This is a genomic window from Asaia lannensis NBRC 102526 (assembly GCF_024054035.1).
In the GTDB taxonomy this organism is placed as follows: domain Bacteria; phylum Pseudomonadota; class Alphaproteobacteria; order Acetobacterales; family Acetobacteraceae; genus Asaia; species Asaia lannensis.
On record NZ_JAMXQU010000001.1, the window covers coordinates 226,989 to 250,801 of the forward strand.

Genomic DNA, 23,813 nt, shown 5'->3' on the forward strand with positions numbered 1-23,813 from the left:
TTGCGCCTTGCGGGACAATTCACGGTTCACTAGCTCTTGAAGCGTCTGGCGGAACTGCTGATATGTCTTTCTGAAGCAGACCCCAGCGGTCGGTATTCCCAAGGGAGAAGATAATGAGCGAGAACACCGTAGCTGTCAGCGACAGCGGTTTTGACAAGGACGTGCTGCAGGCTGAAGGCCCTGTTCTGGTCGATTTCTGGGCGGAGTGGTGCGGCCCCTGCAAAATGATCGCGCCCGCGCTCGACGAGATCGGTGGCGAGTACAAGGGCCGTCTGACGGTCGCAAAGATCAATATCGACGAGAATCCCGAAGCACCGACGCGCTTTGGCGTGCGCAGCATTCCGACGCTCATGGTGTTCAAGAACGGTGAAGTCGTTGCCCAGAAGACCGGCGCCCTGCCCAAGAGCGCCCTGAAGGCCTGGGTCGAAACGGCTCTCTGATGTTTGCCTCTGCCGGGATTGCTGAAAGATCCCGGCAGATCATGCAGAATTCCATCACCCGGCTACACGGGTGATGGCACCCGATATCCGGGCGCATCGTAGGCCGGTTGAAGGCCTGGCGATTTACCGAGGCATTCAGGCCTGAGGCAGCGTCGCACCCGCCCAGTCGGTCAGTGCGATCCCCGAGCGGCGTACGGCGTCGCGCAATTCAGGGCTTATCAGGGCATCGAACTCGCCGCGCTGATCGTAATCCGGCATCAGGCTTTGCAGCAGGGCATTCTGCTCCAGCGCCGGGTGGAAATAGAGTTCGGACAGACCTTCGGGAAGATGAGGCACCAGCCCGGCCACGCGACCGGCACGCATCTGCCCGCTCCAAGCCACTCCGAAGCAGGAATCGTTGGTCGTCATGCCCGCGCGTGCGATCTGATGACGCAGCACACCGCACCAGCGACGCAGGGCTGACGCCCCGAGCGAATCGAAATGGGTTTCTGCCGCAGCAAGCGGCGCCGGGGGCTCACAAGGCGTACGCACGTGCCGCAGCCCGTAATGTAGCCCCGTTTCGATCAGCAGGCGCCCCACTGTCGGATGCAGGTGCATGTGTTTATGGGCATTGGCATGATCGAGCCTGAGCCCCGACGCCACGAAGGCCCGGAACTGTGCCTCGATCTCGCGTGCCAGCGCACGACGTGCCGATGGACGAAAGAAGTAATCGATACCCAGACCGAGCTGGCTTGTGCCGAAGCGGTCATCGGGTGTTGCAATCGCCGGTATGGTTGCACCGGGTAAAGCCGTATCGCCTTCGATCACCACCAGATGCAGGCCGACACGCAGGCCGGGCAGCCGCTTTGCGCGGCGCACGGCATCCACGCTGGCGGGACCTGCCACCATGAGGCTGGCCGTCGAGAGCAGCCCGTCACGATGGGCGATCTCGATGGCCTCGTTGACTTCTTCGCTCAGGCCGAAATCATCGGCCGAGACTATAAGACGACGCATGGGAGTAAACGACGCCTGAGTGATCAGGCGGCGTTGCGGCCCTTGAGGAACTGGAAGAACTCCACGCCCTCGCGCAGACGGCGCTTCATCATCTGCGGGCTACGGACCATCTCGTTGACGATGGAGGCGATCTTCGGCGCGCGGAAGTAGAACTTGCGATAGAATTCCTCAACCGAGTTGAAGATTTCGGTGTGCGACAGATGCGGGTAGTGCAGCGGGGCAATCTGCACGCCGTTCTCGTCGATCAGCTCGGCCTCGGCCTCGTTGAACCAGCCATTCTCGGTGGCCTGCTTGTGCAGGGCCGTGCCGGGATAGGGGGCGGCCAGCGAAACCTGCAGCGTATGCGGGTTGATCTCGCGGGCAAACTGGATGGTTTCCTGAATGGTCTCCTTCGTTTCGCCGGGCAGGCCGACGATGAAGGTGCCGTGGATCTTGATGCCCAGCTTGTGGCAGTTCTTGGTGAACTCGCGTGCCACTTCGACGCGCATACCCTTCTTGATGTTGTGAAGGATCTGCTGGTTGCCGCTCTCATAGCCGACCAGAAGCAGGCGGAGCCCGTTTTCCTTCATGATCTTGAGCGTTTCATAGGGCACGTTGGCCTTGGCGTTGCACGACCAGGTGACACCCAGCTTGCCCATTTCACGCGCGATGGCCTCAGCACGGGGCAGATCATCGGTGAAGGTGTCGTCATCGAACATGAACTCCTTCACCTGCGGGAAATACTGCTTGGCAAGACGGATTTCAGCAGCCACGTGCTCGGGGCTGCGGGTGCGGTAGCGATGGCCACCGACCGTCTGCGGCCACAGGCAGAATGTGCAGCGCGACTTGCAGCCACGGCCCGTATAGATCGAGATATACGGGTGCATCAGATACCCGATGAAGTAATCCTCGATCTTCAGGTCGCGCTTGTAGACTTCCGTCACGAAGGGCAGGGAGTCCATGTCCTCGATCATGGCACGGTCGCGGTTGGCGATGATCTCGCCATCCTTGTTGCGCCAGGTGATGCCGTCCACGTCCTTCAGGTCGCGGCCTTCGGCAATTTCCTTGATCGTGAAATCGAATTCGTTGCGTGCCACGAAGTCGATCGGGCTACCCTTGGCCATCGACTCGTCAGGCTGTACGGCAACCTTGGCCCCCACCATGCCGATCATCAGATTGGGGTTGGCGTCCTTGAGCATCTGCGCCACGCGCACATCGGAGGCGAAGGACGGCGTCGAGGTATGCATCACCACGAGGTCGCGATTCATCACATCCTTCAGGATCGGCTCCATGCCCATACCTGCCGGCGGTGCATCGATCAGGCGGGAGCCTTCGACCATGGCAGCGGGCTGGGCCAGCCAGGTGGGAAACCAGAAGGAACGGATTTCGCGCTTGGCCTGATAGCGCGACCCCGCACCACCATCGAAACCGTCGAAGGAGGGGGGCTGAAGGAATAGCGTGCGCATCATGATGAAGGGCTTCCTCGGAAAAATACAGCCGGATCGTGAGAGCCGGGTAGAATAGGGAGATCAGAACTTTCTGACGAATGCCCCAGCATATGGGGTGGAAACGCCAAAAAGTCTAATCGCCGGGTTCGACGGGTTGGACGGGCGGTGTGATCGGTGCCGTACGGCGTATATGGAGCGTCTGTCCGCGCCATTCCACTTTCTGACCCCGGGCACTCCCCACCATGATGGCTGCCGAGAGCCACTCACGCAGGGGGAAAAGCAGATAAATGGCCGGGCTGAACTGCCCGACCAGACGATCAACGGTCAGGGCGGCAAGACTGCGTATGGCCCAGACGGCGATGAAAAACAGCAGTGCCCAGCGGGCAGGCCAGCAGCATGCAAGCGTGACGCTTGCCCAGAACAGCGGGAGCTGGATGGCGGACAGGCCATATCCTACCGGCTCGACATTCTTGACCGTACGGCCCCAGCGCAGCTCATGATCGATCATGTCGTGTGCCGAAGGCTCGGCAACGGTGGTCCATGTCATGCACGGTGCAAGCACAATGGTCTGGCCGTGGGCACGCACGAGCTGCCCCAGAATGGCATCGTCGGCCACATGATCGGCCAGCGCGGCGAGGCCGCCGATCCTTTCGAGTGTTGCGCGTGTCAGGGCCATGGTCGCCCCGAGACAGTCCTGGCGTCCCAAAAGGCGCGACATCATGACGCCGGGCATGAAGGTATGATTGATCTGGCAGGCTGCGAACTGACGAACCCAGCTGGATGAGGCCGCAAGCCCGGCGTAAAGCGTGGTCACCAGACCGACATTTTTGCCGGAAAGCGCATGAACGATGTCGCGCAGATAGCCCGGTCCGACATGGATGTCCGAATCCGACACCACGAGAATATCGTGCTTTGCCACCGGATACATGTTGATCAGATTGGCGACCTTGCGATTGGTGCCATGAGACGTGCCGTCGATGACGAGAGCCAGGTCGCGCTCGGGATAATCGCGTTGCAGGGACCGGACGATGGCAATCGCCGGATCGTCCGTGCGCTGAACCCCGAAAACGATCTGGAACCCCGGATAGTCCTGCTCGCAGAAGCTGCGTAGGGCTTCCTTGAGCAAGGGCTCGTCACCGTGGAGGGGTTTGAGAACGGTGACGGGCGGACAGGGCTGCGTAGCCCGGCGCGCAACGTGAGCAGGATCATGCTCGCGCCGGCGAAATGCCGCGATGAGCCCGGCACCGATAAGGGATTGCGCGCAGCCGGCAACGGCGAGACAGGCCGACGCATAGCCGAGCCAGCTCAGTGCAGGAGGCACGAGACCCCACTCCCCTTTTCAGGGTTTTTCATCTCAGGGGGCCGGGGCAGCATCTCAGTTGTTCATGAACTTTGCTGTCTTGCGATTGAGCAGCGTGACAAGTGCATCGGCTCCGCCGCGTGCCAGTGTCGAACTGAAATCCGCGCGCTGGGCGGCCACCTGGCTGATATGACCGTTAAGCAGGATATCGACGATGCGATAGCCACCACCGGACGGCATCATGACGTAATTGATGGCGGTCGGGGAATCGGAGCCGTCACCGATCGTGGTGTTCACGATGGTGCTGCCACCGGTCGGCGCGGCGCGTGTCGAGGGGCTGACCGTGAATTTCGCTTCGCCGCCCTGTTTGAAGCTCGAGACATAGCGCGCGATGGTAAATTCGCGGAATGCAGCGAGGAGGCGCGTCTGCTCATCGGCAGAAAGCGTGGTGTAGCGCATGCCGATCGAATTATGGAGCACGGTCGACAGATCGAAAATCCGGTCGATGACCGGAGCGATGATCTGGGCACGTGCCTGTGTCGACCCGCTCCCCGGAGCCTGGATCTGTGCAAGCGCACTATAAAGGGCATTGATCGGGGCGATGGCTGCCGGCTGCGAGGCTGCAGCCGAAGAGGGCGCGATCTGGGCGAGGGCGGGCGATACCAGCGCAACAGAAACCGTGGAGAGGAGCACCGCACCCAGACCGGCGCGCAGGAAGCGCTTTGCGGGAGCGGTATCGGTCGTTCTGCTGGAAGGCTGTGTCATGCTGCGTCCTCAAATCTTTCCCGGTCGGTGGGCGTACCCGGCGAGCCTGCCGTGCAAGGCTTTGTGGCAGGATCGACATGTATACAGGAATCCGTAGTGGGAAAGCTGGGATGGCTCATATCAATTACAAGTCATCCGGGGCCCGACCACACAGGGATATGTCCGTCATAACGTCGAAAAGTGCAATCTGCTCCCGAATCTTCAATAACGGTGGGAGGGAATGAGCGCATCGTTTCGGTTGAGGCAACCAAATTCAGCTTAAAGTTTGGTTAGTCATTACGTTGTGTTGTCGCCAAAATGACACAGTACGTGCAATGATATGTCGTAGATGTTGAGATTGGACGGAAGCTGGGTGTATAGGCGACGCTTTACCGCCCTGTTCGTCTCGTCTCAGGTCTGTTTCAGGGTCTGGCACGCCCGCTATCTTCCGGTGTCTTTCCCTAGATCTACAGGACCAACGGGTCTCAACGTATGACGTCTGCGTGGCATGCTGCGGGTTTTCCCCCTGTGGTTTCATGTCACCTGGTGTAGGAGCATAGAGTTACATGGCCGTTCCATTGATGCAGGCCGTCCGTGTCGGACGCTATGTGGTCAAACAGCATCTTCTGGGTCGCAAGCGTTATCCGCTCGTTCTGATGCTCGAACCCCTGTTCCGCTGTAATCTCGCCTGTGCAGGTTGCGGCAAGATCGATTATCCGGCCCAGATCCTGAACCAGCGCCTCAGCCTGCAGGAATGTCTGGATGCCGATGCCGAAGCCGATGCCCCCGTCATCGCCATCGCCGGCGGTGAGCCTCTCCTGCACAAGGAGATGCCCGAGATCGTCAAGGGTCTGACGGCGCGCAAGAAATACGTCTATCTCTGCACGAACGGCCTTCTGCTCGAAAAGAAGCTCGACGATTACGAGCCGAACCCGTTCTTCTCGTGGGATATCCATCTCGATGGCGACAAGGCGATGCACGATTCGTCCGTCTGCCAGGAGGGTGTGTACGAGCGTGCGGTTGCAGCGATCCGCAAGGCGAAGGAACGCGGTTTCCGCGTGTCCATCAACTGCACGCTGTTCGACGGTGCGCAGCCCGAGCGCGTGGCAAGATTCTTCGATGAGGTCATGGCGCTTGGCGTCGATGGCGTCATGACGGCACCGGGCTACGCCTATGAGCGTGCACCCGATCAGGAGCACTTCCTGAATCGTCAGAAGACCAAGCAGCTCTTCCGCGACATCTTCCGTCTGGGCAAGGGCAAGAAGTGGCGCTTCACGCAGTCGCCGCTCTTCCTGAACTTCCTGGCTGGCAACGAGAATTATCATTGCACGCCCTGGGGCAAGCCGCTTCGCACCGTGTTCGGCTGGCAGCGTCCCTGCTACCTGCTGGGTGAAGGCTATGCCAAGACGTTCAAGGAACTGATGGACGATACGGCCTGGGAACAGTACGGCACCGGCGCCTATGAAAAATGCGCCGATTGCATGGTGCATTCCGGTTATGAATCCACAGCTGTGATGGATGCGGTCAAGCGTCCGTGGCATATCGCCAAGGTCGCGCTGTTCGGCCCTGAAACCGAAAAGCCGATGGTCCCCGAGATCTCTCTCGAGAACCAGCGTCCTGCCGAGTACAAATACGAGGCTCAGGTGGCCGAACAGGTGACCCTGCTCGAATCACGCAAGCCTTCCCGCGGTCCGCGCGTGCGCGTGCACAAGACCGAGGAAAAGCCGGTCGAGATTGCCGACGCGGCTGACTGATCGGGCCGGGGCCTGACACGGCAGGGCGGAAGAAAACCTTTCTTCCGTCCAGACTGGTCAATCACGGCATGACAGCCTTATCCTGAAGGGGCGGACATACGATGCGTATGTCCGCCTTTTCTTTTTTCGAACGAAGGGCACCATGCTCACCCCTATTCTGGTCATCTGTCTCCTCATTGCGCTGAACAGCATTTTCGCCATGGGCGAAATGGCGCTGATCTCGGCCAAGCGCCCACGTCTTGCGGCACTGGTCAAGCGCGGGGTACGCGGCGCCGAGAGGGCGCTTCGTCTGGCAGATGAGCCGCATTCCTTTCTGCCGACCGTGCAGATCGGCATGACACTTGTTTCCATTCTCGAAGGTGCGTTCGGCGGTAGCCAGATCGAGGAAGATCTGGCTCTGCTGATACGACGCAGCGATATGCTGCGTCCGTTCGCCAATGAACTCTCCATCGGCATCGTGGTCATGGGCATCACCTTCGCCATGCTCGTCTTCGGTGAGCTGGTGCCCAAGCAGATCGCACTGCAACAGCCCGAGAAGATTGCGGCCCGCCTCTCTTTTGTCCTGTCAGCCCTGCTGACCGTCTCGCGCCCTGTCGTGGCCCTGCTGAGCGGCACATCCTCGCTCGTCCTGCGGCTCTTCGGCGTGGGTGGCCTGACGCGCGCGGCAATCACCGAAGAAGAGCTGCGTGCAATTCTGGCAGAGGGTGCACAGGCCGGTGTGCTGGAAACCGAAGAGCGCATCATGATCGAGCGTCTGCTGCGCCTGGCTGATCGCCCGGTGCGCGCTATCATGACGCCGCGTAACGAGCTGTTCTGGGTCGATCGTCACGCCAGCCGCGATGCGCTGATCGTCAAGCTGCGCCAGTCCACCTATACGCGTATTCTCGTCTGCGAAGGCGATGTGGATCACCCTGTCGGTGTCGTGCTGGCCAAGGATCTGATGGACCGTCTTCTTCAGGGTCTGCCCATTTCCATCGAAGCCGCACTGCGTCAGCCGATTGTCGTGCCCGACAGTCTGACGGCACAGGATATGATCGAGAGAATGCGTGGCGAGCGTCTCGGGATTGCGTTCGTGCTCGACGAATACGGTTCCTTCGAGGGAATCGTGACGCCTTCGGATATTTTCGAGGCCATCGTGGGCGACGAGAACGCAGAGAAGAACAAGACCGAGCGCGAGAACCCGCAGCAGCGCGATGAATACGTGCTCGACGGTTTCATGCCAGCGGATGAGGTGCGCTCCATTCTCGACCTGCCCGATCTGCCCGCAGCAGGGAGCTATCACACGCTGGCCGGATTTATTCTCGCCCTGCTGAGGCGTGTGCCCGCCAAGGGCGACAAGGTGGTGTTCGGCGGCTGGCTGTTCGAGGTGACCGAAATGGAACAGCGCCGCGTCACGAAAGTACGCGCCAGCAGGCAGGTTCTGGCAGAAAACTGAGCCCGGACCTTCAAGACGCAAGGGGATGAAGACCGTATGACGGGGGATGCGATGGGTGCGTGACGGACCGGGCGTTTTATCGCAGAACCGAACAGGTACGGGCTTTGCCTTCTATACCGGTCTGAGGCTGCGTTATCTGCTTCTGGCCGGCAAAAGGCTGCTCATGCAGCGCTGGCTTGCCCTGATGCTGATCGTTTTGGCGTCACCGGCCATCCCCTTCGTTTCGGTTCTCGTCCGGCTCTCCCAGCTGGTTGCACAGGTTTTTGTCACTCATGGGCATGCAGGGCGGCATTTCGGTGCGCTTCTTGTCATGCAGGGCCTCGCTCTGCTCTGGTCCGATTCCCTGCGCAATATGATACGCGGCGGCCCGTTTCGCATATTTCTCGATACACTGCCCATCGCACTGCCCATGCGGATAGGTGTGACCGGCGCGGTCGTCGCCGTGATCGATCTGCCGCTCGCTCTCCCACTTTCGATGGGTGTGGCCTTCACCGGTCAGGCCTCCATCGCAGCCAGTCTGGGTTATTGCGGCAAGGTGGGGCTGTTTATGGGGATGACCGTCATACTTCAGGCTGCGCGGATCGAGTTCGCCTGGGCGGTCATGGCGTGCATTTTCATGGCGGATTACGTTCTGGCTCAGGGCTGTTCAACGCAATCGCCAGCCTGGGCGATCCTGTGCCTCGCACTGGCTGTGGGCCTCACGATACTTGCACTCCCTGTTGCGGAACGTTTGGCGCAGGCGGGCTTTCCGGCCCGGATGCGCGCAGCCGTTCTGTCGCGACGTCGTTTCGACTCACGCTCAGGCCTGACCGAGCGAATGATGCTGGTACTGCCGCCGGTCCTGAGGCTGCAATGTCGTTGCCTGTGCGAAAAAGGGAGTGGTGTTTACGGGGCGCTTATGATGGCGTCTGTCCTTCCGTTCGCGCTCTGGGCACTGCTGCGTGGTTTTGCTTATGACAGCCGCGCACTCCCGGTCGAGATCGTTGGAATGGGTCTGGCATCGCAACTCAGTCTTGTGCCCTTCGCTGCGCTCGAGCGCGCCCATGCCCGTGCAGCGTCATTTACCCGCACATGGCCTCTGCCGCGTGGCTTCTGGTGGCGCCGCGATCTGATGCTGGTTCTCGGTGGCTTCGTGCCGCTCGGTGTCCTGTTCCTGTTGCCGCTTTATCTGCATGGGCGGCTGGCTCTGTCACAGGTTCTGGTCGTTCTGCTCTTATATACTGTGTTGATTGCCACCCTCAGGGCGACGCTGGTCATCGACTCACGTTGGCGAGCCATGGCGACACTTTCTCTTGCCGCCCTATGGGTCGGCTCGATTCTGAAAATATACATGCCATGACAGAAAAAATGCCCCGTTCCGCATCGGTGTCCAGTCTCTTCTGTTCGGGAGTGGACGTCGCCTATGCCCGTCGACCCGTCCTTCGCGATGTCTCGCTCGCGCTCGGAAAGGGCGTGCATGGGCTGTGGGGCGCGAATGGGTCGGGCAAGTCGACCCTGCTTCGGGTCCTGTCCGGTGCAGCCCGCCCCGATCGTGGCGTGGTGTCGATCGCCGGGCATGACCTGGAGCGTGATCCCGTGGCGGCGCGGGCAAGGCTGGCCTACGTGCCCGACGAGGCGCCTCTTTATCCGTTCATGACAGGTCATGATCTGATGGCGCTCTGTGCCTGGGCGCGCAAGGCGCCGGCCTTGTCGCCTGACCTGATCGACGGGTTCGGCCTCACCCCTCATATGAACAAGCGCTATGACGCGCTTTCCCTGGGTACCAGACGCAAGATGCTGATCGTCTCAGCCTTTATCGGTGCGCCGGATGTGATTCTGATGGACGAGCCGGGCAATGGGCTCGATGCGGCGTCGCATGATTTTTTCACGGCGCTGCTTCGCGGAACAGGGAAGCAAGCCTGCGTTCTGATCTCGACCCATCACGCCTCGTTTCTCGAAGCGCTGGGCGCGACAACCATCGCCATGACAACTCTGGGGACCGCCTGACCCCGAGGCTTAGGGATCAGGCGATCTTTTGCGTTTCGTCAGTGATAGGTGACCGGGCGCGCGCTGGCGATCTGCTGCTCGTCCGCAAAGCGCGGCCATTGTGCATGAGCCAGCGCATGAAGCGACGGAGCAGGAAGCCCCAGCTTGTCTGCATAGATCCAGAGATAGGCAAAGGCGTGATGCACGTAATCGCGCGTCTCGCCATTGGGCAGGAGCTCCATGAACAGAAGCGGATCATGCGTCATTTCCGACTCATGCGGTGTTCCGCTCTCCCAGCGCGCAATGGCACCGGGGCCCGCATTATAGGAAGCGAGCGTATGGATCAGATCGCCGCCCTTGGGTGCGTCTTCCGAACGTTCCGAGAGCCCTGCAAGATACTGCACATATAGCTGGCCGATCTCGAGATTGACGGCCGGGTTATGCAGTCGCCCCACCATATCGGGCGGCACGTTGATAACGGCCACACCATGGGCATCGAATGTCGGTTTGGGGCCGCTGACGAAGCTTGCCGTCAGGGGGCGTATCTGCATCAGGCCGTGAGCCCCGGCACTGGACGATGCCTTGGGATCGAAATTCGATTCGAGACGTGTCAGGGCATAGACGAGAGCGGGGTCCATCCTGAAGCCGTGACGGGGAGCCAGCTGTGGCGTCGGGAAACCGGCCAGATGGGCGGGGCGACCGTCTCGCGATCCGAGGATGGTCGCAATCTGTTCGGATAGGTCGTGCAGACCGGCCGCTGCCGCCACAAGCTGTACCGAATGGCAGAGTGCCGTGTCCGACGCGATATCGGGCCACATGCGACGCAGCAGGGCTTCGGCACGGGCCGTCTCCCCGATCTGGAGCAGGGCGAAAAGACGACGGCCCTGCGGGGTCGCGGCCACGGCCTCTATATCGATCTCGCCCATGACCGGAATCGGGTTCTGCAGGGCGGTTTCGTCATCGGAGAGCAGGGCGTCGCGGGGGAAACCCTGTGCGGTAGAGGTCGGGTTTTTCTCGTTCCCGTCGTCGCTTTCACGACCGGCGTGATGGAGCCCGAGCATCTGTCTGGCGAGAATGCCATAGAATGTGCCGGGCTCTGCTGAAGCGCGCTGAAGCCATGAAGTGGTCAGGGTGGAGGGATTGCCGATATGACGATGGGCACGCGCAGCCCAGTAAGCGCTTGCGGCGCGCACGTCATTGGTGGTCGTCCGCGCGCGCGATGCCTGCTCGAAAAACGAGGCGGCATCATGGAACGCGCCCTGTCGCCATGCGGCCAGACCGGCCACATAGCCTGCATAGCCAAGCTGGCGCTCGCTCTGGACAAAACCGTTGCGCGCGGTCTGAAGCGCAAACGCGGTCTCGCCCGCGCTCAGCATGCCCAGAGCAATCTCGGCCTTGAGCTGCCCGGCATAGAGCGGCGTCATGCCCGGTGTGGCGTCGATCAGCCTGACGGCGCTCTGCCCACCCTTGATCCCCCATGAGATGCGCTCATTGACGGTGCGGTCGAGCAGGGGATTACGGTTGAGCTGGCGCGATAGTGGGTCTGTCGTAGCGACCGTTGCGCTCTGCGTCGTGTCGGAAGGCGCTAGAGGGGAGGGAAAATTCTGCTGGGCCACGCTGCCTTTCGGGCTGAGCGAGACAAGCAGGGACTGGATGGCGCTGGCATCGGCCAGGCTGGAAAAGGTCTTGAGCCACAGACGCAGCTGCACGGGCTGGGGATGATAGGCAGGGTTCAGATAACGCTCTGCCAGCAGATCACCCATCAGGATGCTCTCATGGGCAGCGCGTGACCGCGCTATGGCGGTGTCGAAATCACCCGCGCGCTGGGCGCGGAAAGCCTCTTTCAGAAGCGCAGCATCTGAAGCGGAAAGGGGATGGGGAAAACCATTCGAACCCCCAGACATGGAAGATCGCGGCGTTGCAAACGCCGTTTCCTCGCTCTGGGCATTGTCATGATCGGCAGGGTTAAGCGTCGGTTTGCTTTCCTGGGCACGAAGCGGATTGAACGTCGCTCCCGCCACAAGCATCGCGCACAGCATAAAAGCACGGGCGCTATTACTCGACGCGAAATAAGAAATTCCTCGCATGGTGAGGAGGCTCGTAGCCGCTCTTGCCTATCAAAGCAAGAGTTGCCAAAAGGTCACACCAGAGGAGTTCGCTATTCTAAGATCGTTTCCTGAATTCTACCAGAGGGATGCGGACAAAAACCGGCGTTTTTTCAGGTAAAAATCAATTTTTTTTATTAAGCCCCTGCAACTCACTGTGTCAGACGTCGGCACTCAAGGTTTCCGCAAGAAAAACGAGGTCTTTCCACATTTCCCGACGGGCTCTTGCACTGGTCAGGATCTGTTGCGGATGTTGCAGGGCAAGGGCCTCGACAGTCGCGCCATTATCGAGTCGCACAGCAGCCCATTTGCCCCTTGAGCGGGCGACGCTGGCCTGCTCGTCAACCAGAATACGCAAGGCAGTCGGTCCGAAGAGCAAAAGCCGCTTCGGCTGGGCCTTGGCGATGACGGCATTGAGCAGGGCGCGGCATTCGCGTCCCTCGATCAGTGACACCGCCCGCCCGCCCGGAGGACGCCATGGCAGCGCAGGGCTTTGGGAGAGCGAATCGCGTGTCAGGCCGATGCTCGGCAGAATGAGGTCGAGCAGTTTGCCGGTTTCTCCGGCAAATACCTCGCCGGAGCGGTCCTCATCCGCATCGGGGGCATCGCCGATCAGCATGAGATCCGCCCCTTCAACGAGTCTGGGCCGTACGCTTGTCGAGGCGGTGCGCGCCAGAGCGCAATCGGGAAAGGTCTCGACACCCCAGAGCGGTGCCGTCTGCGGGTCGACCATGGCCGGTCGCACGGTGCTGGCAGGTGACGGGCGGGCCGGGGGCCTGTTGCCCTGGCTATCCCTGGCGGAGGCATTCTCGCGGCCGGACATGCGGCCGGACGCCCGCGTTCCTGCAACGGTGCCTATGGACGCTGGCCGGTCCAGACGCTGCGGGGGCGTTTCATCGAGGAGGCAATCCACCCCCCATTCCCGGTACAGGTCCAGCAGGGCGAGAATCTCGGATCGGTCCTGTCCGGACTGGCAAATGGACATGATCTCTTATCAGTTTGGTGTCTGCTCACGTTCAGTCTAGATTGTCGCACGATGCAAACCAAGCGCTCTCCGTTCCGGCTCGTCATTCTTGCGGGTCTTGCCGCTGCCTCCGGCACTTTTGCCCCCAGCGCGTTTGCCGCGGGCCCGCACGACAATGTCATTGCGCTCAAGGCGCCGGCCCAATCGCTGACCGGAAGCCTTCTGGGCAGTATCGTGGCCGTTCAGCGCAATAACATCCCCGATGCGTCGCAGGCTCTCTATGATGCGGTTATGCTGGGATATCGCGATCCCGGCTTTACGCTCATGGCCCTGCGTTACAATGCGATGGATAGCGGCCCCGAAGCCGCTTCGCATGCGCTTGCCCTTGCCCGCCTTCTGCCCAGGGAGAGTCTGGCCCGTATCGTTCTGGGCACAGCCGCTTTTCGCGATCGTCGCTGGAAAGAGGCAGAGGGGTTGTTCGCCCTGCATGGAAAATCGCCTCAGGGCTTCCTGCGCCTTGCGGGGCAGGGGCTTCTGGACTGGTGCCGCTACGGCGCATCGCCTTCACAGGGCGACGAGGACAATGCCGTCGCCTCCCTCTCCGACCCTGTGGCCTATCTGGCCCTGCTGCAACAGGCGCGTATTGCCTCGTTGCGTGACGAGGCAAGCACAGACAGCCTGTTTGCGCGGCTCGATGCCGGTGCGGGCTCCGTACCGCCTCTGCTGCGTGTGCTCACGCTTCAGTTCGAAGCCGACTGGCTGGCTTATCGCCATCATGAAGGCGAGGCATCGAAGCGTCTCCATGCCGTTGGTGCCATGCTGCCTGCCTTCCAGCTTGTGTCGTCACGCCTGAAGCCCCAGAAGCTTGGCGAGGTGACGCCCGCCCAGGGTCTTGCCGAATTCTATATCGGCATCACCACCCTGCTTGGCGATACGGGCGCACATGACCGTCATGCCGGATCGCCGGATCAGGGGAGCGATCAGGGCGAGGACTCGGCTGACAGCGCCGGAGACTCCCAGGCCGATGACAAGCTGAAAGACGTGCGCCAGCTCAAAATCTTGCTGCTGCGTCAGGCCCTGTTCCTGCGCCCCGATCTGACACTCGCCAAAATCCTGCTCGCCGAGGAACTGCGTAATGACGGGCAGCTCGACATGGCACAGGCGGCTCTCGATGGCGTGGCGGATGACGATCCACTCGCACCGCTTTCCGATCATGCGCAGGCCCAGATCGCTCTCAAGCGGCACGATCTGAAGGCAGCGCTCCATGCGCTCGAACGCGTCAGCAGGGCCAATCCGGACAACCCCGATATTCTCAACGAGCTGGGGGCGACGCAGGATCAGCTCGGTCTGTCACAGGAAGCTGTCGAGACCTATACGCGTGCCCTCAACCATGTCAGCGTCATGGAAGCACGCGTCTGGCCTTTGCTGCTGGGACGCGCCATTGCATGGGATCATCTCAAACGTCGTGACAAGGCACAGGCCGATCTCGATCGCGCCCTCGCTCTTGCACCGTCAGAGCCCGTATTGCTCAATTATGCGGGCTATTCCGATGTCGAGCACGGCGAACGCCCCGAACAGGCTCTTTTGCTGCTGCGCCACGCCATGGATCTTGCCCCTGACGATGCCGAGATACGAGACAGCTACGCCTGGGCGTTGCTCAAGCAGAATGGCGATCTCGCCCAGGCGTTGCCGCTGCTGCTTTCCGCCGTGAATGCAGCACCCGGTGACGCCGAAATCGCTTATCATCTCGGCGTGGCATACTGGTATCAGGGACGTCAGCTCGAAGCGCGCGACCAGTGGGATCAGGCGCTGAACAACAAGCCGGAACCCGAGACGAAAGCGCTTATCGAGGCGGCGCTTGCGCGCGGACCCGACTTGCCTGTTATGCGTGGACGCCCCATTCCCGCACCGCGCTGAAACAATGCGGTTTTTCGTACCGAGCGTGACCTATCCGAAATAAAGACCCTGAAAAGACAATGATACAGCCTTCCAGTGCAGCCAGCCCAAGTTCTACAAGCCAGTGTTTGACGAGCCAGCGTTCGGCAAATCGGTGTGCAGCCGGAATGCAGGGTAACGGACAATGAGCCCGGATAACGCGCTGGCAAATCACTCTGAGGCCCGTCATTCAGAGGTCCGTCACTCACTGGCACGCGCCAAGATCAACCTGTTCCTGCATATCACGGCGCGGCGCGATAACGGATATCACGAGCTGGACTCACTGGCGGTCTTTGCCGACACGGCGGATCGTCTGGCGCTTGTCGGGCAGGCAGAGCCGGGTGCCCCCATGGCGCTGGGCATTGACGGGCCTTTCAGTGAAGGGCTCGATGCCGGTAGCGATAATCTGGTGTTGCGTGCGGCTGCAGCCCTGCGTGACGCGGCATCCCTGCCGCAAACCGTGCCGAACTGGCACATGCGCCTGACCAAGAATCTGCCCGTTGCCTCGGGTATCGGCGGTGGATCGGCCGATGCTGCTGCGGCTTTGCGTCTGCTTGCCGACGCCTGGGACTGCAAGGGGATCGATCTGGCCCCCATCGCTGCCGGTCTCGGTGCCGATGTGCCGGTTTGTCTGGCCCAGACGACCCAGCGCATGCAGGGCATCGGCGAGCGTCTTGTGACGCCTCCCCGTATGCCACGTTGCGCCATGGTACTGGTCAATCCAGGCATTGCCGTGCCGACCCCCGCCGTCTTCCGGGCATGGAAGGAGTCGCAGGCGGGTTTCCGTCCTGCCGCCTCCCTGCCGGTTTCGTGGCCGGATGTCGGTGCCCTGGTCGAATCGTTGCGTACCACCGCAAACGATCTCCAGCCGCCCGCAATAGCCCTGTATCCGGTCATAGGAGACGTGTTGCAGGCGCTCTCGGCTTCCGAGCACTGTCTGTTTGCGCGTATGAGCGGTTCAGGTGCGACCTGTTTCGGTCTCTATGCTAGTGTCGAAGAAGCGCGTCAGGTGCTTGCCGGCCTGCGCGCACGTGGCTGGTGGGCCGAAGCAGGGTGGATCCATACAGCACAGGACTGATCTTAAACCCCGGAAAGAGGAAGATCGATATCATGGGTGCGAGAATGCAGGTCATCCAGAAAGAGGATGGTACAGGTGCAACCTTGCGTTTCCTTGAAGGAAGCGGTCTCGATGGTGAAATCGATCTGACGCTCGATCAGCTCAGCCAGCTGATCGCCAATCTGGGGCGGGTCCGTTACGCCATGACGGCGGCACAGCCACAGCCTTCCATAGGCAACGCGCCTTTTCTACCCGTTTACAGCACTAACTGGGCCCTGCAGATCGATGCCCTGACGGAGGGGTCTACTCTGGCTTTCCAGCATCCGGCTTTCGGTCCTGTCGGCGTGGTTTTCGGCCCTGAGGATTCGGAAAAACTGATCAAGGGGCTGAAGCAGCATCGCGCCCTTATGGCCGTCAAGACGAGCCGCCGCCCGAGCTAGAGCGGGGTCACACGATTGCGGTGCTCGACCCCCGCGCGGCCTTCCTGTGCGGTAGACGGTATCCGGAACACGAGACTCTGGATATGCCAAGCAATGCAGATACGACGTAGCGCGCAATCGTTGCGTCGGGCGCTTGTCAGGATTTTCTGGACAGCTTGCGCCAGACGGCAACCAGCGCCGCCACGGCCAATATGCCCGTTCCAAGGCCGATCCGCCGTGGAATGGTCAGGAGAAGCGGCTTGCGTCCCTGCTCGCGAAGCGGAACCCCCTCATAGGGCCCATGGGCGGCATAGGCTCCACCGATGCTTTCGAAAAGCGAATCGGCCTCTTCTTCGGCGACACCTGAGGCAAACTGCGCCTTGAATCCCTTTTTCGCCAGAGCGCGATCGCGCAGGGAAGGGGCAAGACCGTTGATGAGGCTCGGCAGGATGGAAGATGCCCCGACCCAGATATCGCGATGATGGCCCAGAACCGCCTGACAGATCGCATGAGCGGCAATTTCCGGCTCGTAAATGCGCCCGGCGGGTTTGAGCGCATGACCTGACAGATTACGGGCCCAGCCAAGGCGTGGCGTGTTGATGGAGGGGAGATGCACCACTGTCAGATCGATATGATCGGACAGGGCACGTATCTCGGGGCGTACGCTGTCGCAAAAGGCGCTGATCGCAGCATGGGCGCCGTTTACTGCTGCCTGCAGAGGCAGACCGCGCAGAGGATGCGCCAGTCCCAGATTGACGATTGTGCCGCTTCCACGACGACGCATGCAGGACAGGGCGGCCTGTGTGCCGAAAACCGATCCGAGATAGGTCACATCGGTGACGCGACGCAGTGTCTGGGCATCGAGCGAGAGGACGGGCCCGATGGCCGTGACACCCGCCGCATTGATCCATACCGTGATCGGCCCGAGCTTGCGTTCGATCGTCTCTGCAGCCGAGGCCAGGGCTGCGGCATCGGAGACATCCACACTCAGGGTCAGTGTGCGTATTCCGCTGCTTTCGAGTTCGGCGGCAGCATCGTTGAGCCTTTGTGTATTGCGGCCGATAAGCGCGATGTCGAAGCCGTAAGAGGCCAGCATACGGACGGTCGCGCGCCCGATACCGGCTCCGGCGCCTGTGACGACGGCAATCTGGTTGGGCATGGCAATCATCCTCACACGGTCTACAAAAGAGTGACTGCCAGAATGCCAGCGATGATGAGAAAGAGAAAGCCTGCCATCACAAGCGTCAGGCGACGCTCGATGAAATCGCGTATGGGGGCGCCGTAGAACCAGAGCAGCGTGGCCACCAGAAAGAACCGCGCGCCGCGCGTGACGAGACTGGCTGCAATAAAGGGCAGAATGGCAAAATGCGCTGCACCTGCGGCGATGGTGACGATCTTGAACGGTATGGGCGTCAGCCCCTTGAGCAGAATTATGGCCACGCCATACTGGCGGAACTTCTCCTGCATGACCGCAAGCGTATGCTCAGCATGATAGAAGTGCACGATCGGCAGGGCCACATGCTGGAGCAGCATTGCGCCGATCACCCAGCCCAGCATGGCACCGCATACGGACCCGATCGTGCAGATGCCCGCCAGTACGAAAGCGCGCTCACGTGCTGCAAGGATCATCGGGATCAGCATCAGATCGACAGGGACGGGAAAGAAGGAGGCTTCTGCAAAGGCGACGGCGAACAGCCACCAGCCCGCATGAGGGGATGCCGCCAGAGTGAGCATGCGTCGATAGAGCGGCTGGAACACGTCGGACCTCCAGGGTGAGCAGAGCGGTCTGAATGACCGATGTCCGGGGTTATGTCGAGCGTGGCGCCCAGAGAATGACTGCAGCGCCCGCAAGGCAGATCGCGGCCCCCAGAATATCCCAGCGATCAGGGCTGCGCCCTTCTACGGTCTTCATCCAGATCAGCGAGGCAGTAATGTAAATGCCTCCATAAGCGGCAAAAGCACGACCCGCGCTATCGCTGTCGATACGCGTGAGAAGCAGGGCGAAAGCCAGAAGACTGAGCGCGCCGGGCACGATCCAGAACACGGAGCCGCCCGATCTGAGCCATGTCCAGAAAGCGAAGCAGCCCGCGATCTCGGCGAAAGCGGCTCCTGTATAGAAAAGGAATGGGGTCATGGGGATCGCAAGCCGGGGGAACGCAGTCAGCGGGAAAGCGGTCGCTGAACTGCGCAAGGTGCTTCTTTTTCCACGCTTCAGGCGCAGGGAGCAAGCGTGCAAGCCGTGCCGGAACATCTCGTATTCGGTGATTGATTTATCGCGGGTTCTATATAAAACACATAAAAATCGTTGAATCTTATGCATGATGATCGAATAACGAAAAAAAATCGTTCAATTCGGCTCGTCTGTCTCTGGTCGGATCATCACCCTATGTCTTTCTCATCGCTATCGCGTCGTTCGGTCCTGTCCTCGCTTGTCGCCCTGCCTCTGACCTGTGGCATGCGGTCTGCCCGTGCTGCAGACAAGACCATTCGCGTCGGGATCATGGCAGGCGAGGATGAGGATATCTGGCGTCTTGTCAGCCAGAATGCGCAGAAAGACGGGCTGACGCTCAGGATCGTCACATTCTCGGATTATTCGACGCCGGATGAGGCTCTGGCCTCGCACGATCTCGATGCCAATTCCTTTCAGCATATGCCTTTCCTCAAGGCCCAGTGCGAAGGGCACGGCTATAAAATCTCGCCGGTCGGCAATACCTATGTTGCGCCTATCGGGCTGTATTCGCGCAAGTGGAAGACACTCGCCACGCTCCCCAAGGGTGCCGTGATCGGCGTGCCGAACGATCCCAGCAATGAGGGGCGTGCACTTCTGCTGCTTCAGTCGCTCGGTTTCATCAAGCTCTCGCCTTCAGCAGGATTGCTGCCGACACCGCTCGATATCGTCGAAAATCCGCATGATTTCTCCATACGCGAGCTCGATGCCGGTGTGGTCGGTCGCGCCCTGCCGGATCTCGATGCTGCCGTGATCAATACGGACTGGGCGCATAAGGCGGGCGTGGATGTGGTACGTGAGCGCCTTGCCCGCGAAGGTGTCGAGAACAATCCCTATATCTGCGTGATTGCCGTCAATACCGAGGATGTGCAGGCACCCTGGGTCAAGCCGCTGGTCAAGGCCTATCAGCAGCCGAACATCCGTCAGGCGCTGATCGATGTCTACGCCAATACTGTGATCCCTGCCTTTTCATGACACTGCTCGATGTATCGGGTCTGTATTGCCGTTTCGGTGGTCAGACCGCTCTGCACGATATCAGTTTTCAGATCGACAAGGGTGAGATCGTCGGGGTGATCGGCAGCTCGGGGGCGGGTAAATCCACGCTTCTGCGCTGCCTGTGCGCGCTCGAGCGCCCGTCGGAAGGGCGTATTCTGCTCGATGGCGCCGATCTTGCCACCCTGCCCGAAAGCGATCTGGTTGCGGTGCGACGCAAGGTCGGACTGGTTTTCCAGCATTTCAACCTGCTTTCATCGCGTACGGCTGCCGGGAATATCGCCCTCCCTCTCGAAATCGCCGGATGGCCAAGAGCCAGAATCACGGCGCGGGTGGAAGAACTGCTGACACTGGTCGGGCTCGCAGGCCATGGTCACAAACGCCCGTCCGAACTTTCGGGCGGACAGAAGCAGCGCGTGGGTATTGCGCGTGCCATCGCCAATTCGCCATCGCTGCTTTTATGCGACGAAGCGACATCCGCTCTCGACCCCCATACGACAGCGTCCATCCTCGAACTTCTTGCCGAGATCAATCGCACGCTCGGCCTGACGATCATTCTGATCACCCATGAAATGGAGGTCGTCCGCCGTTTCGCCCATCGCGTTCTGGTTCTCGATCATGGTGCGCTGATCGAGAACGGCACCATGGCCACGCTCATGCGCGACAGCCGCGGCGATATACGCCTCGAGCGCCTTCTGGCCGATATTCGCCCGAGCCTGCCCGATCCGGTAAGGCAGAAACTCGTGGCCGATCCGCAGCCCGGATACGACACACTGCTGCGCGTCGTTCTCGGCGCCAGGGCTGCAAGCACACCGTTCCTGTCCATCCTGACACGTCGTTTCGATCAGGATGTGACCCTTGTGCAAGGCGGGGCGATCGATTGCGGTGGCGAGGTCCTGAGCGACATGATCCTGGGTTTTTCAGCCCCGTTGAGCCCGGCACTCAGCGTTTTTCTCGACCAGCAGGCCCATCTGACGGAGATACTCGGTTATGTACCGGCTGATCGGTAAACTCATTTTCGATTCCACCCTGCAAACGGTGGAAATGGTCGCTGCCTCGACCCTGGTCGCCCTGCTGTTCGGCCTGCCGCTGGCTGTGCTGATGATCGCCACGCGGCGCAGGGATCTCTACGATCTGCCATGGCTCGGCTACCCCATCGGCTGGCTGATCGATGCAATCAGGGCCATTCCGTTCATTATTCTTCTGGTTCTGCTCATTCCGGTGGCCCGTTTCATTGCGGGCACATCTCTGGGCACGATGGCGGCTATCGTGCCGCTCTCCATCGCGGCCATTCCCTATTACGCCCGTATCGCTGAAATCTCGCTTCAGGAAATCGAGCCGGGTCTGATCGAGGCCGTGCGCGTCATGGGGGGCACACGCTGGATGGTCATCCGTTATGTGCTGATCCCCGAAGCGCTTCCGGGTCTGTTATCGGGCCTGACCGTGACGGCTATTACCCTCGTAGGCGCTTCGGCCATGGCCGGAGCGATCGGCGCAGGAGGGCTGGGCGATCTGGCCATCCGTTACGGCTATCAGCGGTTCAATACGACGATCATGCTGGCTGTCGTTGCCGTGCTGATCCTTCTGGTGGGGCTGATCCAGGGGGCCGGTACGCTGGCTGTGCGTATCGTCCGGCGCTGAGGCCGGGCGACGCTGGGTGCATGGGATTTGATCAAGGCGCAGCAATCTCGATCCCTGGGCGGGTTCGGGTGGCGCCCGGCCCTGTCACAGGGGGAGTATGACGCTTGCGCGCAGGCCGCCTTCGGGGCGGTTGGCCAGCGTCACATCGCCGCCCTGACCGCGTACGGTCGAACGGGCAATGGCGAGACCCAGGCCTGTTCCCCCCGTTTCGCGGTTGCGACTGGTCTCGGCGCGAACGAAGGGTTCGAACATGCGTTCGAGGTCTTCCTGCGGCAGGCCGGGGCCGCTGTCATCGATGCGAATGCAGATAGTCTTTTCCTGACCCGGCGCACGGGTAAAGGCCACGCTGATCGAGACGGAGCCACCGTATTTGAGCGCATTCATGACGAGATTGGTAAGAGCACGTTTGAGAGAGAGAGAGCGTGCCTTGATCCTGATTGCAGCTTCGGGCTCTTCATAACTGATCTGATCGGCCAGATCGGGGCGTGCCTCAGCCGCCTCGTCGGCGATGGTTTGCAGCAATGCGCCCAGATCGAGCGTCGTCATGGGCTCCTGTGCCGAGCTGTCCCGACCGAAAGCGAGGGTCGCGGCGACCATGCTTTCCATCTCATCGAGGTCGGCCAGAAACTTGTCGCGCAATTCGTCATCGTCGATGAACTCAGCGCGGAGTTTCAGACGGGTGATGGGCGTGCGCAGATCGTGGCCGATGGCGGTGAGCATGAGCGTGCGGTCTGTCACGAAACGTCTGATACGCGCCGCCATGGTGTTGAACGCCAGGGCTGCCTTGCGAATTTCCGTAGGGCCCGATTCGGGCAGGGGTTGCGCATTGACGTCACGCCCCAGCGCCGTTGCGGCGTTGGCGAGTGTGGCCACGGGGGCGATCAGGCGGTGAGACCCCCAGAGAATGAGCCCGCCCCCGCAAATCGTCATGAGTGCGAATGAAATCATGAACGTGGGCGAACCGAACGGATTGGGCGGTCGCACCGTGTAGCTGATATCCAGCCAGCGATGATCGTCCGGCATCTGGAGCGACATTGCATAATGACGTGTGCCGGGCTTGTGACCGATAATCATGCGCTGGGGGCGCAGGCGTGGCGGCAGCATGCCCATACCGGCAAGAACCGGAGGCATGAAGGCCGCCATGCGATGTTCCTCACCCGGAGGGGCATCGAAGCCACCGGAAGGCGGTGGGCCGTTCGCGAATGGAAAAGGGGGACGACCTTCACCGCCGCCCATTTCGCCGGGAGGCAAAAAGCCACCTTCTTCCTGCATGCCGGGGGGAGGGCCGCCGCGCATCATGGGATTGAGGCCGAGTGGTATGGGGATGAAAGCGCCCGGCAGATGGGTGTCGGGCTTGCTGTCGAGAACGATCCTGAAGTTCGAGGGCGTTTCGATGGCAGCAAGACCCGCCTCACGATCGGCAGGCGGGAGTTCGACCAGCGTGTGATAGATCGAAAAGGCGTGATGCTCGTTTTCGTGCATTTCGGCACGGTCGGCAATGTTCAGGTGATCGAGGGCATGAATGGTCAGACCGGCAGCCTGAACCACGCACAGCCCGGCAATCAGCAGCAGATTGGTGCGCGCCCGAAGCGAGCGCGGCAGAAGGCGAATCACAGCGTCAGAGGCGTTCGACATCGGCGGCGAGAACATAGCCGCCCCCGCGAACCGTCTTGATCATCTGGGCATTGCGCCCGTCATCTTCCAGCTTGCGACGCAGACGGCTCACGGCCACGTCTATGGCACGATCGAACGGACCGGCCTGACGACCGCGCAGCATTTCCAGCAGCATGTCACGCGTCAGCACGCGATTGGCGCGTTCGAGAAAAGCCAGAAGCATATCGTATTCGCCACCCGTCAGCGGCACCTCGGCCCCGTCGGGGTTGAGCAGGCGACGGCGGGCCGGTTCGAGCGTCCAGCCCGAAAAGCGTATCATGCGTGAATCGGCTGAGAGCTTCTTGTCCGAACTGTCGGCCGTGCGGCGAAGCACGGCACGAATACGGGCCAGCAATTCACGCGGATTGAAGGGTTTGGCCACGTAGTCATCCGCACCGAATTCGAGCCCGATGATTCGGTCCGTCTCATCGCTCATGGCTGTCAGCATGATGATGGGCACATTGTCCTGACTGCGCAGCCAGCGTGCGATGTCGAGCCCGCTTTCACCGGGGAGCATCAGATCCAGCACCACAAGCTGATAGTGACCGGCTGCCCAGGCACGACGGGCTTCACGCCCGTCGCGGGCAGCTGTCACCCGGAAATGGTTGCGTTCGAGAAAGCGGCAGAGAAGCTCGCGTATCTCGCGGTCGTCATCAACGATGAGAAGGTGCGGGGTCGTATCCATGAATGTAACATTGGTCCGAATCGATCCGGCCTCACAAGAGGCTGTTTCATTCCGTCACAACTTGCGAAAACCCGTC

Annotated in this window: 22 protein-coding genes; 11 read left to right on the forward strand and 11 right to left on the reverse strand. The window is 60.9% G+C overall.

Annotated elements, in window-relative coordinates; translation table 11 throughout:
- Positions 1-113: 113 nt before the first annotated feature.
- Positions 114-440, forward strand: coding sequence for a thioredoxin TrxA (trxA, locus tag NF685_RS00995; protein WP_222546445.1), 327 nt, complete (start codon positions 114-116; stop codon positions 438-440).
- Positions 441-575: 135 nt separating this feature from the next.
- Here the strand turns inward: trxA and hpnK are convergent, their stop codons facing one another.
- The 4 genes from hpnK to NF685_RS01015 form a co-directional block, all read right to left on the reverse strand.
- Complete coding sequence (gene hpnK / locus NF685_RS01000) at positions 576-1,433, reverse strand: hopanoid biosynthesis-associated protein HpnK (protein ID WP_252848232.1); 858 nt, start codon at positions 1,431-1,433, stop codon at positions 576-578.
- 23 nt (positions 1,434-1,456) lie between these two features.
- A complete protein-coding gene (hpnJ, locus tag NF685_RS01005; RefSeq protein WP_222546447.1) occupies positions 1,457-2,881 on the reverse strand; it encodes a hopanoid biosynthesis associated radical SAM protein HpnJ in 1,425 nt (474 codons plus the stop codon).
- A 112-nt stretch (positions 2,882-2,993) separates the two neighbouring features.
- The gene (gene hpnI / locus NF685_RS01010) at positions 2,994-4,181 is read right to left on the reverse strand and encodes a bacteriohopanetetrol glucosamine biosynthesis glycosyltransferase HpnI (RefSeq protein WP_252848233.1); all 1,188 of its coding nucleotides are present in this window, start codon (positions 4,179-4,181) and stop codon (positions 2,994-2,996) included.
- Between the two features lie 54 nt (positions 4,182-4,235).
- Entirely contained in the window at positions 4,236-4,925 is a 690-nt protein-coding gene (locus NF685_RS01015) for an ABC transporter substrate-binding protein (RefSeq protein WP_222546448.1), read from the reverse strand.
- A gap of 545 nt (positions 4,926-5,470) precedes the next feature.
- Here NF685_RS01015 and hpnH point away from each other — a divergent pair.
- The 4 genes from hpnH (at position 5,471) to NF685_RS01035 (ending at position 10,079) form a co-directional block, all read left to right on the forward strand.
- Complete coding sequence (gene hpnH / locus NF685_RS01020) at positions 5,471-6,658, forward strand: adenosyl-hopene transferase HpnH (RefSeq protein WP_222546449.1); 1,188 nt, start codon at positions 5,471-5,473, stop codon at positions 6,656-6,658.
- A gap of 142 nt (positions 6,659-6,800) precedes the next feature.
- The gene (locus NF685_RS01025; RefSeq protein ID WP_222546450.1) at positions 6,801-8,093 is read left to right on the forward strand and encodes a hemolysin family protein; all 1,293 of its coding nucleotides are present in this window, start codon (positions 6,801-6,803) and stop codon (positions 8,091-8,093) included.
- A 55-nt stretch (positions 8,094-8,148) separates the two neighbouring features.
- Positions 8,149-9,432, forward strand: a complete 1,284-nt coding sequence (locus tag NF685_RS01030; RefSeq protein WP_252848234.1) for a hypothetical protein — start codon at positions 8,149-8,151, stop codon at positions 9,430-9,432.
- 8 nt (positions 9,433-9,440) lie between these two features.
- Complete coding sequence (locus NF685_RS01035; protein ID WP_222546452.1) at positions 9,441-10,079, forward strand: ATP-binding cassette domain-containing protein; 639 nt, start codon at positions 9,441-9,443, stop codon at positions 10,077-10,079.
- A gap of 38 nt (positions 10,080-10,117) precedes the next feature.
- Here the strand turns inward: NF685_RS01035 and NF685_RS01040 are convergent, their stop codons facing one another.
- Positions 10,118-12,097, reverse strand: a complete 1,980-nt coding sequence (locus NF685_RS01040) for a lytic transglycosylase domain-containing protein (protein ID WP_252848235.1) — start codon at positions 12,095-12,097, stop codon at positions 10,118-10,120.
- A gap of 226 nt (positions 12,098-12,323) precedes the next feature.
- Positions 12,324-13,148: a uracil-DNA glycosylase gene (locus NF685_RS01045; RefSeq protein WP_252848236.1), complete on the reverse strand. Its 825-nt coding sequence runs from the start codon at positions 13,146-13,148 to the stop codon at positions 12,324-12,326.
- A 51-nt stretch (positions 13,149-13,199) separates the two neighbouring features.
- Here NF685_RS01045 and NF685_RS01050 point away from each other — a divergent pair, with 51 nt between their 5' ends.
- The 3 genes from NF685_RS01050 to NF685_RS01060 all read left to right on the forward strand — a co-directional run bounded on the left by NF685_RS01050 (position 13,200) and on the right by NF685_RS01060 (position 16,559).
- Positions 13,200-15,044 (forward strand): tetratricopeptide repeat protein, encoded by a 1,845-nt coding sequence (locus tag NF685_RS01050; RefSeq protein ID WP_252848237.1) that lies wholly within the window; start codon positions 13,200-13,202, stop codon positions 15,042-15,044.
- Positions 15,045-15,207: 163 nt separating this feature from the next.
- Positions 15,208-16,140, forward strand: coding sequence for a 4-(cytidine 5'-diphospho)-2-C-methyl-D-erythritol kinase (locus NF685_RS01055; RefSeq protein WP_252848238.1), 933 nt, complete (start codon positions 15,208-15,210; stop codon positions 16,138-16,140).
- A 32-nt stretch (positions 16,141-16,172) separates the two neighbouring features.
- Complete coding sequence (locus NF685_RS01060) at positions 16,173-16,559, forward strand: hypothetical protein (protein ID WP_252848239.1); 387 nt, start codon at positions 16,173-16,175, stop codon at positions 16,557-16,559.
- 136 nt (positions 16,560-16,695) lie between these two features.
- On the opposite strand, the gene NF685_RS01065 is transcribed toward NF685_RS01060, so the two are convergent.
- The 3 genes from NF685_RS01065 to NF685_RS01075 form a co-directional block, all read right to left on the reverse strand.
- Positions 16,696-17,697, reverse strand: a complete 1,002-nt coding sequence (locus NF685_RS01065) for an SDR family oxidoreductase (RefSeq protein ID WP_252848240.1) — start codon at positions 17,695-17,697, stop codon at positions 16,696-16,698.
- Between the two features lie 20 nt (positions 17,698-17,717).
- Complete coding sequence (locus tag NF685_RS01070) at positions 17,718-18,272, reverse strand: YqaA family protein (protein WP_289847340.1); 555 nt, start codon at positions 18,270-18,272, stop codon at positions 17,718-17,720.
- Positions 18,273-18,345: 73 nt separating this feature from the next.
- A complete protein-coding gene (locus NF685_RS01075; RefSeq protein ID WP_252848242.1) occupies positions 18,346-18,672 on the reverse strand; it encodes a YnfA family protein in 327 nt (108 codons plus the stop codon).
- Positions 18,673-18,924: 252 nt separating this feature from the next.
- On the opposite strand from NF685_RS01075, the gene NF685_RS01080 reads away from it, so the two are divergent.
- From NF685_RS01080 to NF685_RS01090, 3 genes are read left to right on the forward strand one after another with little or no spacing between them, the layout of a single operon-like run.
- Complete coding sequence (locus NF685_RS01080) at positions 18,925-19,740, forward strand: MetQ/NlpA family ABC transporter substrate-binding protein (RefSeq protein WP_252848243.1); 816 nt, start codon at positions 18,925-18,927, stop codon at positions 19,738-19,740.
- The gene (locus NF685_RS01085; RefSeq protein WP_252848244.1) at positions 19,737-20,768 is read left to right on the forward strand and encodes a methionine ABC transporter ATP-binding protein; all 1,032 of its coding nucleotides are present in this window, start codon (positions 19,737-19,739) and stop codon (positions 20,766-20,768) included. The genes NF685_RS01080 and NF685_RS01085 overlap by 4 nt, the downstream gene beginning before the upstream one ends.
- A complete protein-coding gene (locus NF685_RS01090; RefSeq protein ID WP_222546462.1) occupies positions 20,749-21,399 on the forward strand; it encodes a methionine ABC transporter permease in 651 nt (216 codons plus the stop codon). Before NF685_RS01085 ends, NF685_RS01090 begins: the two co-directional genes overlap by 20 nt.
- Before the next feature lie 84 nt (positions 21,400-21,483).
- Here NF685_RS01090 and NF685_RS01095 read toward each other — a convergent pair whose 3' ends face one another.
- Together NF685_RS01095 and NF685_RS01100 are read right to left on the reverse strand one after the other, a co-directional pair.
- Positions 21,484-23,049 (reverse strand): ATP-binding protein, encoded by a 1,566-nt coding sequence (locus tag NF685_RS01095; RefSeq protein ID WP_252848245.1) that lies wholly within the window; start codon positions 23,047-23,049, stop codon positions 21,484-21,486.
- Positions 23,018-23,737 (reverse strand): response regulator, encoded by a 720-nt coding sequence (locus NF685_RS01100; protein WP_222546463.1) that lies wholly within the window; start codon positions 23,735-23,737, stop codon positions 23,018-23,020. Before NF685_RS01100 ends, NF685_RS01095 begins: the two co-directional genes overlap by 32 nt.
- Positions 23,738-23,813: the final 76 nt, after the last annotated feature.